This window comes from Limobrevibacterium gyesilva (assembly GCF_025989185.1).
In the GTDB taxonomy this organism is placed as follows: domain Bacteria; phylum Pseudomonadota; class Alphaproteobacteria; order Acetobacterales; family Acetobacteraceae; genus Limobrevibacterium; species Limobrevibacterium gyesilva.
Genome location: NZ_JAPDNT010000019.1, coordinates 14,135 through 29,142, shown reverse-complemented (window position 1 = coordinate 29,142; position 15,008 = coordinate 14,135). Strand labels below are relative to the sequence as shown.

The 15,008-nt window shown below is 68.0% G+C and carries 14 protein-coding genes; 12 read left to right on the top strand and 2 right to left on the bottom strand.

The annotated features are described in order from the left end of the window. Nucleotides 1-96 precede the first annotated feature (96 nt). Together OL599_RS17830 and pepA are read right to left on the bottom strand one after the other, a co-directional pair. A complete protein-coding gene (locus OL599_RS17830; protein ID WP_264715212.1) occupies nt 97-735 on the bottom strand; it encodes an N-acyl amino acid synthase FeeM domain-containing protein in 639 nt (212 codons plus the stop codon). Nucleotides 736-1,444: 709 nt separating this feature from the next. Continuing rightward, nucleotides 1,445-2,272, bottom strand: coding sequence for a flocculation-associated PEP-CTERM protein PepA (pepA, locus tag OL599_RS17825; protein WP_264715210.1), 828 nt, complete (start codon nt 2,270-2,272; stop codon nt 1,445-1,447). Between the two features lie 745 nt (nt 2,273-3,017). Here pepA and OL599_RS17820 point away from each other — a divergent pair. The 12 genes from OL599_RS17820 to OL599_RS17765 all read left to right on the top strand — a co-directional run bounded on the left by OL599_RS17820 (nt 3,018) and on the right by OL599_RS17765 (nt 14,999). Further along, entirely contained in the window at nt 3,018-5,006 is a 1,989-nt protein-coding gene (locus OL599_RS17820) for a ThiF family adenylyltransferase (RefSeq protein WP_264715209.1), read from the top strand. A gap of 151 nt (nt 5,007-5,157) precedes the next feature. Further along, on the top strand, nt 5,158-6,591 hold the full coding sequence (atpD, locus tag OL599_RS17815) for a F0F1 ATP synthase subunit beta (protein WP_264715208.1): 1,434 nt from the start codon (nt 5,158-5,160) through the stop codon (nt 6,589-6,591). Continuing rightward, nucleotides 6,588-7,010, top strand: coding sequence for a F0F1 ATP synthase subunit epsilon (locus tag OL599_RS17810; protein ID WP_264715207.1), 423 nt, complete (start codon nt 6,588-6,590; stop codon nt 7,008-7,010). Before atpD ends, OL599_RS17810 begins: the two co-directional genes overlap by 4 nt. Further along, nucleotides 7,007-7,300 carry an AtpZ/AtpI family protein gene (locus OL599_RS17805; protein WP_264715206.1) on the top strand — a complete coding sequence of 98 codons (294 nt, stop codon included), beginning with the start codon at nt 7,007-7,009 and terminating at the stop codon, nt 7,298-7,300. The genes OL599_RS17810 and OL599_RS17805 overlap by 4 nt, the downstream gene beginning before the upstream one ends. A 16-nt stretch (nt 7,301-7,316) precedes the next feature. Then, nucleotides 7,317-7,580, top strand: a complete 264-nt coding sequence (locus OL599_RS17800) for an N-ATPase subunit AtpR (protein WP_264715205.1) — start codon at nt 7,317-7,319, stop codon at nt 7,578-7,580. Continuing rightward, nucleotides 7,577-8,272, top strand: coding sequence for a F0F1 ATP synthase subunit A (locus tag OL599_RS17795; protein ID WP_264715204.1), 696 nt, complete (start codon nt 7,577-7,579; stop codon nt 8,270-8,272). Before OL599_RS17800 ends, OL599_RS17795 begins: the two co-directional genes overlap by 4 nt. Next, on the top strand, nt 8,269-8,517 hold the full coding sequence (locus tag OL599_RS17790) for a F0F1 ATP synthase subunit C (protein WP_264715203.1): 249 nt from the start codon (nt 8,269-8,271) through the stop codon (nt 8,515-8,517). The genes OL599_RS17795 and OL599_RS17790 overlap by 4 nt, the downstream gene beginning before the upstream one ends. Nucleotides 8,518-8,520: 3 nt before the next feature. Beyond that, complete coding sequence (locus OL599_RS17785) at nt 8,521-9,288, top strand: F0F1 ATP synthase subunit B family protein (RefSeq protein WP_264715202.1); 768 nt, start codon at nt 8,521-8,523, stop codon at nt 9,286-9,288. Next, nucleotides 9,260-10,783 (top strand): F0F1 ATP synthase subunit alpha, encoded by a 1,524-nt coding sequence (locus OL599_RS17780; RefSeq protein WP_264715201.1) that lies wholly within the window; start codon nt 9,260-9,262, stop codon nt 10,781-10,783. The genes OL599_RS17785 and OL599_RS17780 overlap by 29 nt, the downstream gene beginning before the upstream one ends. After that, a complete protein-coding gene (locus OL599_RS17775; RefSeq protein WP_264715200.1) occupies nt 10,780-11,628 on the top strand; it encodes a F0F1 ATP synthase subunit gamma in 849 nt (282 codons plus the stop codon). The genes OL599_RS17780 and OL599_RS17775 overlap by 4 nt, the downstream gene beginning before the upstream one ends. 22 nt (nt 11,629-11,650) lie before the next feature. After that, nucleotides 11,651-14,161: a phosphoenolpyruvate synthase gene (ppsA, locus tag OL599_RS17770; RefSeq protein ID WP_264715198.1), complete on the top strand. Its 2,511-nt coding sequence runs from the start codon at nt 11,651-11,653 to the stop codon at nt 14,159-14,161. Between the two features lie 82 nt (nt 14,162-14,243). After that, entirely contained in the window at nt 14,244-14,999 is a 756-nt protein-coding gene (locus tag OL599_RS17765) for a hypothetical protein (protein WP_264715197.1), read from the top strand. The last annotated feature ends 9 nt before the right edge of the window (nt 15,000-15,008 follow it).

Below are 15,008 nucleotides of genomic sequence, written 5' to 3'. Positions count from 1 at the left end.
GGCACGCAGCGATCGGCGAGGCCGGCCGCGGCGCGCAGCGCCGGCGGTCAGGGTGGGGAAAGGCTCACGCCGGGGGAGGTTCAGGCCGGAAGGGGATCAGGCCGCAGCCAGTTCGCGCTTCCGGCTCCATGGGTAGTGCCGTCCACCCTCGGTCAGGAACTGCCAGAGATCGGGGCATTCGCTGCCAATCCGCTCCAGGACGGTGCGGATGCTGTTGAAGCATGGCTGGCGCGGCCCGTGATAATCCACGACGGGACCGGCCGGCTGGAAGTCGATGTACGTCATCTGCAACAGGCGGAGCAGGCTGGGTTCCATGACGGCGCACCAGTGGGTCAGGTTCAGTTCGGAGCTCAGCCGGACGATGCCCTGCATCAACTTGAGCCGCATGAGCAGTGTCGACGTGCCGGCCCGCCGCTGTTTCGAGATGGCGAAGCGGGAGATCTCGGCCGTCGACGTCAGGGGCACATGCGGCCGCAGGATCGACCACGCGCAGACTCGCTGCATCGGGAAGCTGTCGTCGGGCGTCTCGACGGCCGGAAGCACCAGGCGGACGGTTCCCAGGACTTCCTCTGTCTGACGGCTGCGCAGCACGGCCTGGCGTGCCCGCAGGTCGAATTCATCGACCTCAAGTCCAGCAGAACCAGTAAGATATCCCCGCTCTACGCAATACACCTGATGTCTAAGGTGGTATGCCTCGCGAACGATCTCTGCTCGATCAGCAATCTCGATCTCCAACTCGCTTTCAATCGCGTGAATTGCTTGTACGAGAGAATGCCGTTCCATCGATAGGCCTCCTAATCAACCCAGAGACTGCTTATGCGGATACGGCGGGAGCCGCAAATTTTATCGACGCCGATCGATGTCACGGATTTTGGAGTCCTATTTGTTAAGGAATGATCAAACTCTGAAGATGTGATTGGAAATTGTTGACTCATTATTGCTACGCATACAGAATAATTCAGAGAATTATTTATTCTATCCAGGTTTTTCGACACTCTCATATTGCTGAGCAGGGCGTCCCGCCCGCAACATGCCGCCCGCTGCTCATACAGCGAGAATGGCGGAGTCCTAGACGACCAGAAGGTCGTTGGCGCCGATCGATGGTGTTGAATTTCAGGATGTTGTGGTCTCGCGGCCCCGCAGCTCGCGGGCGCACCAGCGGGTGATTCCTGAGGCCGAGTGTATTTAGTTAGATTCCGGCACGATGGGGAAAGGAGGGGGGTTTCCCTGCCTCCGGCGAGACAATGCCCCCGACGGCCAAGTTGTCGGCCTGTTGCTGCCAGCGCCAGGAGGGCCGCCCGTGCTCAACACGATCGCGTGAGCACGTGCAGGCGTGGCCCGGCGGACGTCGCTTTCGCGCCATCGAGCGCATCGGGCCCGATGCGACAGGCAGCAAAAAACGGCGCCCCGAAGGGCGCCGTTCCGCGGCTTCGTTATGGAGCGACTATGCCACCAGCTTGCGGCGCCGGATCAGCCCGAGGCCGATAAGCCCGCTGGCCAGCAACGCCAGGGAAGCCGGCTCGGGGACCGCCGGGCTCGTCTGCAGGGTCGAGTTGCCGCCACCGCCGTTGATGACCAGTTCCGTGTTGTTGTTGGCAAGCGACAGCACGGACCCGGTGTTGATGATCGACGAGAACAGCTGCAAGCCCAGGCTTGAGGGCGGAGCGATGAAGAACGCCGGATCGACGTAGTTGAACGTCGTCAGAACGTTCGCACCCGCCGACAAGCCGGCAAGGGCCGTATTGGAGATCGAGGCGGTGCCCGAGAGGAGCGAGCCATTCGCCACCGTGGTCGAGGCGCCAATGCCTGTGAGCGTCGCGCCCGCGGCCGTCGCGTTATACGTGATCGGCCCGCCGGATTGCGGCGCGACATTCAATGAGAACGTGAAGGTATTGAACGTCCCACCGAACGTCTGTCCCACACCGGGGGCCACGCCGCCGGGAATGCTGCCGGTTGCGTTGAACGTCGCATACAGCGCGTATGTCGTGTTGAGGCCCGGGGTTCCCGAATTCGCGCCTGCCAGCGAGAACGCGTCGAGCTTCAGGATGCCGGTCTCGGTAAAGGCACCGGTCGCGGGATCGGTTACCTGGACCGTGGCATAGTCCTTCGTCGTGATGTTGTCGCCGGAAAAGGTTCCACCGATGCCGACAACCGCTTGTGGATCCCACGTGAACGGCGTGACCGCCGCCTGCGCACCTGCGATGCTGGCAAGGGACATCGCCGTGGCGACGATCGTGCCGCCGGCGAGCTTCCTTAGTTGCTGAGACTTCATGGTGACGGCACCTCGTTCCGATGGGGATTTCAGGGCTCTGTCGAACAGCCGCGTCCTCGGGGCACTCAGGAGCAGACGTTATATTGGAGAAACCGTCAGCCGGATGCAATTCACGGCCAATAACATTCCGTACAACGTAGTATCCACAACTATCCGTGAGCGATCGATTCACAAATAACTGTGAACGTCCTGCCAGTACGACGCCGCAAACGCCCACGGCGACCTCACGCCGGCTGGCCGCATCGACGCTCTCGTTGCGCAGTGAGACCGCGGGACGCCGCTCTCCCGACCACGCCGCCAAACGATGAAGGATACGCCTGGAACGTCGACCCCCGTGGCCCTGCATCGCGGCTTGCCGATCCGGCATTTCCGCCCACTTGCTGAGCCGGGCGAAGCAGCACCGTTCGCTTAACATTTCATACGGCATGCGCATCGGACGGCCCGCTGCTCACGATCCGGTAAATGCCGGGCCCGGTTCGCGACCCTATTTCGAAAGATTGCTCACGATCACTTGATCGGCACGGAAACCGGCACAGGATATCGTTGGCGCATTCGCAGATTCGACGCAGATGATGGCTGTCATGCAGTGCCGAACCCGTGAACACGATGACCCTGCACTCTGAACCGGAGACGACCATCAGCATTCCTGCGCGCCCCCATCGGCAACGAGGCTGTCACATGTCGGGCGATGTCCGGCGGTGACCGCCCGTCCCCTGCCGCAGCCGTCGAATACGCTCCGGCCCCGATGATCCAGCCTGGCTTTTCGTACGACGCCGCGTTCGACCGCAACATCGGCTGGCTGACCGAAGGCGAGCAGCAGGCCCTGCGCGCGCGTCGCGTGGCCATTGCCGGCATGGGCGGCGTCGGTGGCATCCATCTGCTCACGCTTGCGCGCTTCGGCGTTGGCGCCTTCAACATCTCCGATCTTGATCGGTTCGAGCTCGCCAACTTCAACCGCCAGGTCGGCGCAACCATGGCAACCCTGGGGCGTCCGAAGGTCGACGCGGTTGCGGAGATGGCGCTGTCCATCAATCCCGAGCTGCGCCTGAAGCGCTTCGACAAGGGCATCTGGCCCGACAACATCGACGCGTTCCTCGACGGCGTGGACCTGTTCGTGGACGGGTTCGACTTCTTTCAGCTCGAGGTACGAAGCCTGGTGTTCGCCCGCTGCGCGGAACTCGGCATCCCCGCCCTCACCGCCGCGCCGATCGGAATGGGCACGAGCTTCCTGGTCTTCGTGCCCGGCGGGATGACCTTCGAGCAGTATTTCCGCTTTGCCGGCCAGAGCAAGTCGGAGCAGTACCTTCGCTTCTTGCTCGGCTTCACACCGCGTGCCCTGCATCGCACCTATCTGGCCGACCCGACGCGCGTCGACCTCGAAGGCCAGCGCGGGCCGTCCACCGGCGCCGCCTGCGCCCTGTGCGCGGGGGTCGCCGCTGTGGAAGGCGTCAAGTTGCTGCTGCGGCGTGGCGGCGTGCGGCCGGCACCGTACCATCACCACTACGATGCCTATCGCGGCAAGCTGGTCGTTACCCGCCACCCCAGGGGCAATGCCGGCCCGCTGCAACAGGTGAAGCTGTTCATCGGGCGCCGCGTCTTCGCCGCCATGTCGCGCCGTGCCGTCGCCCCCGGCGCCGAGCCGGCCGTTCGCACGCCGCTGGAGGAAATCCTCCACATGGCGCGCTGGGCGCCGAGCGGCGACAACGTCCAGCCATGGCGCTTCCAGATCCTCGATGATTCGCGCGTTCGTGTGCTCCTGGGCGACAAGGCCGGCGCCAACGTGTACGAATACCGGGACGGCGAGCCCACGCTGCTGGCGGGCGGGACCTTGCTGGAAAGCCTGCGGATTGCCGCCTCGGCGTGGGGCCGCATCACCGACTGGCGCTACGAAGGCGGCGAGAACGGCCGGCACCACATTCTCGTGACGCTCACGCCGAACGACGCCGTCTCGCCAGACCCACTGGCGGCGGAACTGTCGCTGCGTTCGGTGGACCGCCGCCGCTTTCGAACGCGCAGGCTCACCATGCAGGAGAAAGCCGCGCTGGAGGCCTCGCTTGCCGGCGAACTTGCGGTCGACTGGCACGAGCCGGCCAGACAGCGCTGGCGGATGGCGAGCCTGGGCGCGCGTGCCACCGACATCCGCCTGCGAACACCGGAAGCCTACCCGGTCCATCGCGACATGATCGACTGGGAGCGCGATCTGAGCCCGACCGGCATCCCCGCCGGTGCCGTCGGCATGAACAAGGCATCGCTGGCGATCATGCGCTGGGCGATGCGCGGCTGGGGCCGCCTGAAGCTGCTCAACCGCCTCGGCGCAACCCTCAGTACCGCCATCGAGCTGGATTACATCCCCGCCCTGTCGAGCGCCGCCTTCTTCACGCTGCGTTTTCCGGATGGCCGGCCCGCACCGGCGCAACGCGCGGACCGGCTGCTGCGCGCGGGCCAAGCCATCCAGCGCTTCTGGCTCACCGCGAGCCGGCTGGGGCTGGCCCTGCAGCCATCCATCGCACCACTCATTTTCGGGCATTACGGGGCGACCGCAACGCCCTTCACCGCAGACGCAGGCATCCGCGGCAAGGCCGCCGCGCTGGCCGCGGCCCTGCGCGCGGCATTCGGCCAGAAGGCCGACCAGCTCGTGTTCATGGGCCGCCTCGGCGAGCCGTTCCGCCGGCTGCCGAAGTGCCGATCCGTTCGCCGTCCGATCGCCGAATTGCAGGCCGCAGGCGACGGCTGACGGGGCGCGGTCCAACCCTCCCCCGGACTCCAATCCTCCATCTCACGGCAATGTCTTGAGATGGATCAACGCCCGGCATCCCCGGATGTGTAGAGTACGTGCGATGGCCTGACACCACGGCGACGAATCCGGGGAAGGCAACAGGAAGACGATGGCAACGGACGCCTGCGAAACCGTGACCGGACCGGGCGTGGTCACTGCGGTGCGCGGCGCGGTTCTCGACCTGCGGTTCGCCGGCGGCGTGCTGCCGGAAATCAACGAGGCGCTGCGCGTCGAATGGGACCGCCCCGGCACGCTCACGGCCGAGGTGCAGAGCCACCTCGATGCTCGCACGGTCTGTGCCATCGCCCTGCAGCCAACCGAGGGCATGCGCCGCGGGATGCGTGCGCACACGACCGGCGGCCCTGTCACGGTCCCGGTCGGCGATGCCGTGCTTGGCCGCCTGCTGGACGTGCTCGGCAATGTCCAGGACCTCGGCCCGCCCTTGCCCGCGGACACCCTGCGCTGGCCCATCCATCGCCCGGCGCCGCCCCTGGCCGCGCAAAGTGCCGCGACCACCGTGTTCGAGACCGGAATCAAGGTGATCGATCTGCTGGCCCCGCTCGCCCATGGCGGCAAGGCCGCGATGTTCGGCGGCGCCGGCGTCGGCAAGACCGTGCTGCTGATGGAGCTGATCCGCTCTATCGTCGACCGCTATCAGGGGGTCTCGGTGTTCGCGGGGATCGGCGAGCGTTCGCGCGAGGGCCACGAGCTGCTCACGGACATGCGGGCCTCCGGCGTTCTGGAGCGGACCAGCCTGGTGTTCGGCCAGATGAACGAGCCGCCGGGCGCCCGCTGGCGCGTCGGGTTTACCGCGCTGACCGTTGCCGAATTCTTCCGCGACCAGAAGCACCAGGACGTGCTGCTGCTAATGGACAACGTGTTCCGCTTCGTGCAGGCGGGCAGCGAAGTGTCGGGGCTGCTGGGCAGGCTGCCCTCGCGCGTCGGCTACCAGCCGACGCTGGCAAGCGAGGTCGCCGCCCTGCACGAACGCATCACCTCGGTCGCCGACGCGGCCATTACCGCGATCGAGGCTGTCTACGTGCCCGCGGACGACTTCACGGACCCCGCGGTCACCGCCATCTCCAGCCATCTCGACAGCATCATCATGCTGTCACGCGAGATGGCGGCGGAGGGCATCTATCCCGCGATCGATCCGCTGGCGTCGACCTCGGTACTGCTCGATCCCGCGGTGGTCGGACCCGCGCACTACGAAACCGCGCAGAAGGTTCGCGAAACCATTGCCCATTACCGCGAGCTGCGCGACGTCATCGCCCTGCTGGGGATGGAGGAACTCGGCGCCCGGGATCGCCTGATCGCCGGCCGGGCGCGGCGCCTGCAGCGCTTCCTGACCCAGCCCTTCATGGTGACAGAGGCATTCACGGGCACTGCCGGCCGCTCGGTCACCCTCGCCGAGACACTGCGGGGCTGCCGCGCCATCCTGGAGGGCGCAGCCGACGACTGGCCCGAAGCCGCGCTCTACATGGTCGGCGGCATCGACGAGGCACGGCCGCGGGCCGCGCCGGCCACGGAGCTGCCGGCATGAGGCTACTGATCACCGATCCCACCTCGGTCGTCGCCGACCACCGCGATGTGGTGTCCGTGCGCGCCGAGGACGAAAGCGGCAGCTTCGGCATCCTGCCGGGACACGCCGATCTGCTCACCGTGCTCGCGGTTTCCGTGCTGGCGTGGCGCCACGCCGACGGCCGCACGGGCTTCTGCGCCGTGCGCCGCGGTGTGCTCACCGTGCTCGGCGGACGCGAGGTCGCGGTCGCCACCCGGCAGGCGATGCCCGGCGACGACCTGGACACACTGGAACACGTGGTTGCCGCCGGCTTCCGCGCCGCGCTGGACGCCGAGCGCTCCGCCCGGGTGGCGACGATGCGGCTGCACATGAAGGCGATCCGCCAGATCGTGCGGTTCCTGCGTTCTGGACCAAACAACAACACGGGAACGCCTCCGTGAACGACGAGCCAACCACGCGCGGCCAGAACAACGGCCTGCTGCGCTCCGTCCGCCTGCGCGGTGCCCGCCACCGCGAGGCCCAACGCGAGGGCGAGCCGTCGCTCGGCCGCCATCTCGCCCAGGTCGGCGTGCTCGGCTGGATGATCGTGACGCCCGCGCTGGCCGGGCTGTTCATCGGCCGCCTGCTCGACCGCCATTTCGGTTCCGGCATCTTCTGGAGCGCGCCGCTGCTCATGCTCGGCGTGGTCCTGGGCTGCTGGTCCGCATGGCGCTGGATCCGCCGGGCATGACATGCAGGAACCGAACATGCTCTTATTGCCAGCCTTCCTGATCCTCGGCCTGCTCGCCGGCGCCGCGCACTTCCTGGCATTGCGTGAGAACACCCGGCTATACCTGGAGGGGCGGCGCCACTGGCTCGCTCTCGCCGTGCAGCTCGCGCGGCTCACGGCCAGCTCCATCCTGTTCGTCCTTGCGTCGCTGCAAGGCACGGGGCCGCTCCTGGCGGCCGCGTTGGGCTTCCTGCTTGCACGCGCCGTCGTGCTCTCCCGGCTGGCGGGCGCGGCGCCATGATCGCCTCGCCGCTCGCCACCAGCGTCGCCTTCACGCTCGGCCCGGTACCCGTCACCACACCGGTCGTGGCAACCTGGGGTCTGATGGCGCTGCTGGCCGGCGGAAGCTGGCTGCTTACCCGGCGGCTGACCCTGCACCCGCGTGCCCCGCAGGCCGCGCTGGAGCTGCTGGTACAGGCGATCGAGGCGCAGATCCGCGACACGATGCGGGTGGAGCCGGCACCCTATTTGCCGCTGATCGGCACGCTGTTCCTGTTCATCTTCGCGGCGAACTGGTCCACGCTGATCCCCGGCGCCGAACCGCCGACCGCGCATCTGGAAACCGACGCGGCGATGGCGCTGATCGTCTTTGCCGCCGGCATCTATTTCGGCATCCGCAGCCGCGGCGCGAAGGGCTACCTGGCCACCTTCGCCGAGCCGACCCTGCTGATGCTGCCGCTCAATCTGGCGGAGACGGTCACCCGCACCTTCTCGCTGGTCGTGCGGCTGTTCGGCAACGTGATGAGCAGCGTGTTCGTCGTCGGCATCGTGCTGTCGCTGGCCGGCCTGCTGGTGCCGATCCCGCTGATGGCGCTGGACCTGCTGACCGGCGCGGTGCAGGCCTACATCTTCAGCATTCTCGCCATGGTCTTCATCGGCGGCGCACTCGCGCCGCCTCCGGCTGACAGCAACAGGGAGAAAGCCCCGGCATGACCGACGTCATTCAGATCGTCAGCATCATCGGTGCCGCGCTGGCAGTGTCCTTCGGCGCGATCGGCCCGGCGCTGGCGGAAGGGCGCGCCGTGGCAGCGGCGATGGACGCCATCGCCCGCCAGCCGGAAGCGGCCGGCACGCTGTCCCGCACGCTGTTCGTCGGTCTGGCGATGATCGAGACCATGGCCATCTATTGTCTTGTCGTTGCCCTGCTGCTGCTGTTCGCCAACCCGTTCGCCCACTGACCGATGCATCTGGATGTGTGGACGCTGGCGCTGCAGACGATCAACGTCCTCGTCCTTGTCTGGCTGCTGGCGCGGTTCCTGTTCCGGCCGATCACCGCCATCATCGCCGAGCGCCGGGCCGCCGCGGAGAAGCTGCTGGCCGACGCCACAGCGGTGCAGGCAAACGCCCGCGCGACCGAGGCCGAGCTGGCCAGGCTGCGTTCGGGCTTCTCCGCTGAAGCCGACCGGATTCTCGCGCAGGCGCATGCGCAGGCCGCGGCGGACCGTGCGGCCCTGCTGCAGCAGGCGACCGAACAGGCCACGCAGTTGCGCAAGGACGCCGAGGCCGCCATCCAGCGTGACCGCGTCGCCGCGCAGGCGGAACTCGACCAGCAAGCCTGCTCCCTCGCCGCGTCCATCGCGCGCCGGCTGCTCGGCCGCATTCCCGCAAAATCCGCGACCGCCGGCCTGATCGACACGCTGGCCGCGGATGTGGCCGCCCTGCCCGAGGCAACCCGCCGCGAAATCGTGACGCAAGGCGAGGCCGTGGAAATCGTCACCGCCGTGCCCCTCGGCCCGCAGGAACAGCATGCCTGCCGCGACATGCTGGCCGGCATTCTGGACGGCGCGGTCGAGATCGCCTTCCACAGCGACCCCAGCCTGATCGCGGGCATCGAGCTGCACGGGCCGCACGCCAGGATCCGCAACAGCTGGAAGGCCGATCTCGAACGCATCGCGGCGGAGCTTCAAGGAGACAAATCCAGTGCCGTTGAAGCTCGACGCCTGGCTTGAGCGAGCGAGCAGCCGCGTCGGCACGGTCGGGCTCGGCTCGCAGCTCGAACAAATCGGCCGCGTGCGCTCGGTCGGCGACGGCATTGCCATGGTCTCCGGCCTGCCCGATGCGCGCCTGGGCGAGGTGCTCCGCTTCGGCTCCGGCCATCTCGGCTTCGCCCAGACGCTGGAGGAGGACGTGATCGGCTGCGTGCTGCTGGATCACGCCGACAGCGTCAAGGCGGGCGACATCGTCCACGGGACCGGCGATGTCGTGCGCGTGCCCGTGGGTCCGGCCCTGCTCGGCCGTGTTGTCGATCCCGTCGGCCGGCCGCTCGACGACGGCCCCCCGATCGCCGCGGAGGCGACGGAGCCGGTGGAGCAGCCGGCGCCGCCGATCATCCAGCGCGCGCTGGTCACCGAGCCGGTGCAGACCGGCATCCTCGTGATCGACGCGCTGTTCGCGCTCGGGCGCGGCCAGCGCGAGCTCATCATCGGCGACCGCTCCGTCGGCAAGACCACGGTCGCCGTCGATACCATCATCAACCAGAAATCCAGCGACATCGTCTGCGTCTACGTCGCGATCGGCCAGAAATCGTCGTCGGTCGCCCGCGTGCTCGGCGCGATCCGGGCCCATGGCGCGCCGGACCGCTGCATCTTCGTCGTGGCCGAGGCCACGGCCGCACCGGGGCTGCAATGGATCGCGCCCTTCGCCGGCATGGTCATGGCCGAGTATTTCCGCGATCGTGGCAGAGACGCGCTGGTGGTGCTGGACGACCTCACGAAGCACGCCGCCACACACCGCGAGATCGCGCTGCTGACACGCCAGCCGCCAGGCCGCGAAGCCTATCCCGGCGACGTGTTCTACTTGCATGCACGGCTGCTGGAGCGTGCCGGCAAGCTCGCGCCCGAGCAAGGCGGGGGATCGCTGACGGCCCTGCCCATCGCGGAAACCGATGCCGGCAATCTCAGCGCCTACATCCCCACCAACCTGATCTCGATCACGGACGGGCAGATCGTTCTGGACGCCAAGATGTTCCATGAGGGGCAGAAGCCGGCAGTCAATGTCGGCACCAGCGTCAGCCGCGTCGGCGGCAAGACCCAAGCGCCGGCCCTGCGCGACGTCACCGGCCGGCTGCGGCTCGACTACGCGCAGTTCCTCGAACTCGAGATGTTCTCGCGCTTCGGCGGCGTCACGGACCCGCGGGTGAAAGCGCAGATGCAGCGCGGCGAACGGCTGCGCGCCCTGCTGGCGCAGCCGCAGAACGCGCCGCTGCGGCTGGCCGAAGAGGTGGCACTCGCACTCGCCTTGCGCGACGGGCTGCTCGATCCGGTCGCCCCGGCAGCGATCCCCGCACTCCGCCGGGCGCTGCCAGACTGGCTCGACACCCACGCCAGGGCGGCGGTCGAGGCGATCGGCAGCAGCGGACAGCTTGACGCCGACAGCGAATCCGCCTTGCAGACAGCCATGGCAGCGCTGGCCACCCGCCATGCCACTGAGGCCGCGGCGCCATGACCGAGCGGCTAGAAGACATCTCCGGCCGCATCCACGGAACGCAGCAACTGCAGACGGTGGTTTCGGCCATGCGCAGCATCGCCGCGGCACGCGCGCAGCAGAGCCGCGCGCTCCTGCCCGGCGTCACCGCCTACGCCCGGGTCGTTGCCGGCGCCATCGCCCAGGCCCTGCGGCTGTTGCCGGCGGACGCCGCCCCGCCCTCCACGCCCGCGCAGGATGGCACCGGCCTCGTCCTGTTCTGTCCCGAGCAGGGGTTCGTGGGCGCCTATGCCCGCCGGGTGCTCGATGCAGCAGGCCCCGTGACGGCGGACACCGCGATCTTTCTGGTTGGCAGCCGCGGCGTCGCGCTGGCCGAGGAACGCAGGCTCCGCCTCGCCTGGCACGGCTTCATGGCGCCGCATGCCGACAGCGTGGCCGTGGTGGCCGCGCGGATCGCGGACGCCCTTTACGACCACATGCAGGACAACCCCCTTGCCCGCGTCGACCTCATCTTCCCGAGCTGGTCGCCCGGCCGCGGCATCGCAATCGAGCGGCGGTCGCTGCTGCCGCTGGACCCGGGCAGCTTCGCGGGCATGGAAACCGGCGCGGCGCCGCTGACCACCCTGCCCACCGGCGTTCTGCTGGAGCGGCTGGCGGAGGAATATGTCTACGCCCAGCTCTGCCACGCCGCGATGGCGGCTTTCACCGCCGAGAACGAGGCGCGGGTGCAGACCATGGCGGCAGCGCACGCCAATATCCAGACCATGCTGGCGCAACTGCAGGCACGCGAACGGCAGGTGCGTCAGGAAACGATCACCGCGGAAGTGGTGGAGCTGGCGGCCGGTGCGGGCTCGCTGCATCGCTGAAGCCCCGGATTGACCGAGGTCAATGCGTGAGGCTTCCGGCCACGCCATCGTGCAGCCACTTGGAGACGAGGCCACCGCAGACGCGCAGGAAACCGCAGCAAGGCACATGACATCCGACGATTACGTTCGCTGGTTCAAGGACATCCGCAACAGCGACGTCGCGTTGGTCGGCGGCAAGAACGCATCGCTCGGCGAGCTGTATTCGACACTCTCGGCCCAGGGCGTCCTGGTTCCCAACGGCTTCGCCCTGACGGCCGCCTGCTACCGCGATGCGCTGACCCGGGAGAATGCCTGGGAACGGCTGCACGCGCTTCTGGACGATCTCGACAAGACCGATGTCGCGGAATTGTCGCGCCGTGCCGCCGCCGCGCGTGCGGTCATCTACGAGGCCACCGGCACCGATGAGATCCGCCAGCTTGTCGCCACCGCCTATCAGCAACTGGAGCGCGAGGGCGGCAAGGGTCTTGCCGTCGCGGTGCGCAGCTCGGCGACCGCCGAGGACCTGCCGACAGCCAGCTTCGCCGGCCAGCACGAGAGCTTCCTGAACGTGCGCAGTGCGGCGGCGCTGTTCGAGGCATGCCGGCGCTGCTTCGCCTCGATCGCCACGGACCGTGCGATCTCCTATCGGATTGATAACGGGTTCGACCATTTCAAGGTCTTCCTGTCGGTCGGTGTCATGCGCATGATCCGCTCGGACCAGGCGTCCAGCGGCGTCATCTTCACGCTCGACACCGAATCCGGGTTCCGCGACGTGGTGTTCGTCACCGGCGCCTACGGGTTGGGCGAGAATGTCGTGCAGGGCCAGGTCGATCCGGACGAGTTCTACGTGCACAAGCCGACCTACCGCGCCGGGCACCGCGCGGTGCTGCGCCGCGCGCTCGGCAGCAAGCGCATCCGCATGGTCTATTCGCGCAGCGCCATCGCCACCACGCACAACGTGCCGACGCGCCGGGCCGATCGCGCGCGCTTCTGCATCAACGATGCGGACGTGCTGCAGCTCGCCGGCTACGCGATCGCCATCGAGGACCACTACTCCCGCAACGCCGGCCATCCGATGCCGATGGACATCGAGTGGGCCAAGGACGGCCCTGACGGCGCGCTCTATATCCTGCAGGCGCGGCCGGAGACCGTGGCGTCCCGCCGCTCGCCCGACGCGCTGGAAACCTACGCCCTCAAGGCCAAAGGCCGGACACTGGCGACGGGTCGCGCAGTGGGCGAAAAGATCGCCACCGGCGCGGTGCGGGTGATCCGCGAGCCGCACGACCTCGTGGCGTTCCGTCCGGGCGAGGTGCTGGTGGCGGAAGCCACGCGGCCGGACTGGGAGCCGGTGATGAAGACCGCCGGCGCCATCGTCACCGACCATGGCGGGCGCACCTGCCACGCTGCGATCGTGGCGCGCGAACTCGGCGTGCCCGCGGTGGTCGGCGCCGGAAATGCCATGGAAGCGCTGGCGGGCGGCGGCACCGTGACGGTGTCTTGCGCCGACGGCGATGTCGGGCACGTGTTCGAAGGCGCGCTGCCGTTCGAGGTCAGCCGCATCCCGGTCGGCGAGATCGGCATGCCGCGCACCCAGGTGATGGTCAATCTCGGCAATCCCGACCTGGCCTTCGCCACCGCGATGCTGCCCAATGCGGGCGTCGGCCTGGCACGGCTGGAATTCATCATCAGCGAGCATATCCGCGCGCATCCGATGGCGCTCGCCAATCCGGCATCGGTTCAGGATGCGGCGGCGCGCAGGGCGATCGCGAAGCTGACCGCGGGCTACGCCACCCCCGCCGACTTCTTCATCCAGCGCTTGTCGGAGGCTGTCGGCACAATCTGCGCCGCATTCTATCCGAAGCCGGTGATCGTGCGCATGTCCGACTTCAAGACCAACGAATATGCCCGCCTGCTCGGCGGCGCGCAGTTCGAGCCGAAGGAAGAGAACCCGATGCTCGGCTTCCGCGGGGCATCGCGCTACGCCCATCCCGCCTATGCCGCCGGCTTCGCGTTGGAATGCGCGGCGATGCGCCGCGTGCGCGAGCAGATGGGGCTGGTCAACCTGTTCCTGATGATCCCGTTCTGCCGTCGGGTGGAAGAGGCGCGGCGGGTGATCGAGGTGATGGCAGGCCACGGCCTCAGGCGCGGCCAAGGCGGGCTCGAGATCTTCGTGATGTGCGAGATCCCCAACAACGTGATCCAGATCGACGCGTTCGCGGAACTGTTCGACGGCTTCTCCATCGGATCGAACGACCTGACGCAACTGACGCTGGGTGTGGACCGGGACTCCGAGATCGTGGCCTTCGATTTCGACGAACGCGATCCCGGCATGCTTGAGATGCTGCGCCTGGCGGTGACCGGTGCGAAGCGCAACCACCGGCATGTCGGCATCTGCGGTGAGGCGCCGGCCAACTACCCGGAGATCGCCCGCTTCCTCACCGGCCTCGGCATCGACTCGATCAGCGTCACGCCGTCGAGCCTGCTGCGGACCATCACGGCTGTGCACGCGGCGGAGCGGGCGCTCGAAGCGCAAGCCGTCCACGCAACAGCGTAGAACCGTTCGCCGTCTTCATGCTTGCGTCCCGCCCCGCCATCTGCCGACGATGCCGGCGCAACAACCGCAGGCGGGTCAGTCCATGTCGCTGTCCGACACGTTCCGCAAGCTGCCTGAACGGGTCCGCGCGCAAATCGCGGACCAGCTCATCACGCGCTATTGCGACCCCGCTTTCGGGGCGCTGCCGAAGCGGGAGATCGACCTGCTGTTCTTCGGCGCGCTGGTCGATGCCGGCCTCGTGGGACCGAAGACGACGCAGTACGACACCGCCCGACTGCTGCGCGTGACCCCGGCCCGGATACGGTCCCTCGCCTTCCAGGCCGGCCTGCGCGACCCGCACGCGACAGCGGATACGCTGCGCCGGCGCCTCGCCGAGGCCCTGACCACGGTGCAGTACGCGAAGGAGGAGATGCTCGTGGTGTTCGGCATCGAAGACCCGCTGCTGCAGGCTGACCTCGTCGCGCGGCTGAAGGCGCTGGAGGTGACGCCCGACTTCTCCTTCAACCGGGAACTCGTGCGCATCCCGAAGAGCATGTTCGGCGATCTGCTGGACGCCCTGCTCGACGAGCAGAAGAAGCAGCAGGTGGTGAAAGGCCTGGTGCGCGCGGGCTTCCCGGACGGCAGCTTCCGCGAGGTGGTGAAGGGCGCCCTCGGCAAGCTGGCCGAGAAGGTCGCCGACGAAGCCGGGAAACAGGCGGCGAAAGAGATCGTGGACGCCGCCTCACCCGCCATCCGCAGCCTGCTCGGCCAGGGAGTCGAGGCCGTGGGACGGGCCTGGAAGACCTTCGGCGGCGGCAAGGGCGGCGGACCTGGGGCAACGGACACTGCCTTGGCTTAAACCAGCCGC

Coding starts and splice junctions, on each gene's coding strand:
- atpD (WP_264715208.1), top strand. CDS start 5,158: ATGGCAACGGACGCCTGCGAAACCGTGACCGGACCGGGCGTGGTCACT.
- OL599_RS17765 (WP_264715197.1), top strand. CDS start 14,244: ATGTCGCTGTCCGACACGTTCCGCAAGCTGCCTGAACGGGTCCGCGCG.
- OL599_RS17820 (WP_264715209.1), top strand. CDS start 3,018: ATGATCCAGCCTGGCTTTTCGTACGACGCCGCGTTCGACCGCAACATC.
- OL599_RS17790 (WP_264715203.1), top strand. CDS start 8,269: ATGACCGACGTCATTCAGATCGTCAGCATCATCGGTGCCGCGCTGGCA.
- OL599_RS17800 (WP_264715205.1), top strand. CDS start 7,317: ATGCTCTTATTGCCAGCCTTCCTGATCCTCGGCCTGCTCGCCGGCGCC.
- OL599_RS17810 (WP_264715207.1), top strand. CDS start 6,588: ATGAGGCTACTGATCACCGATCCCACCTCGGTCGTCGCCGACCACCGC.
- ppsA (WP_264715198.1), top strand. CDS start 11,651: ATGCGTGAGGCTTCCGGCCACGCCATCGTGCAGCCACTTGGAGACGAG.
- OL599_RS17795 (WP_264715204.1), top strand. CDS start 7,577: ATGATCGCCTCGCCGCTCGCCACCAGCGTCGCCTTCACGCTCGGCCCG.
- OL599_RS17785 (WP_264715202.1), top strand. CDS start 8,521: ATGCATCTGGATGTGTGGACGCTGGCGCTGCAGACGATCAACGTCCTC.
- pepA (WP_264715210.1), bottom strand. CDS start 2,272: ATGAAGTCTCAGCAACTAAGGAAGCTCGCCGGCGGCACGATCGTCGCC.
- OL599_RS17775 (WP_264715200.1), top strand. CDS start 10,780: ATGACCGAGCGGCTAGAAGACATCTCCGGCCGCATCCACGGAACGCAG.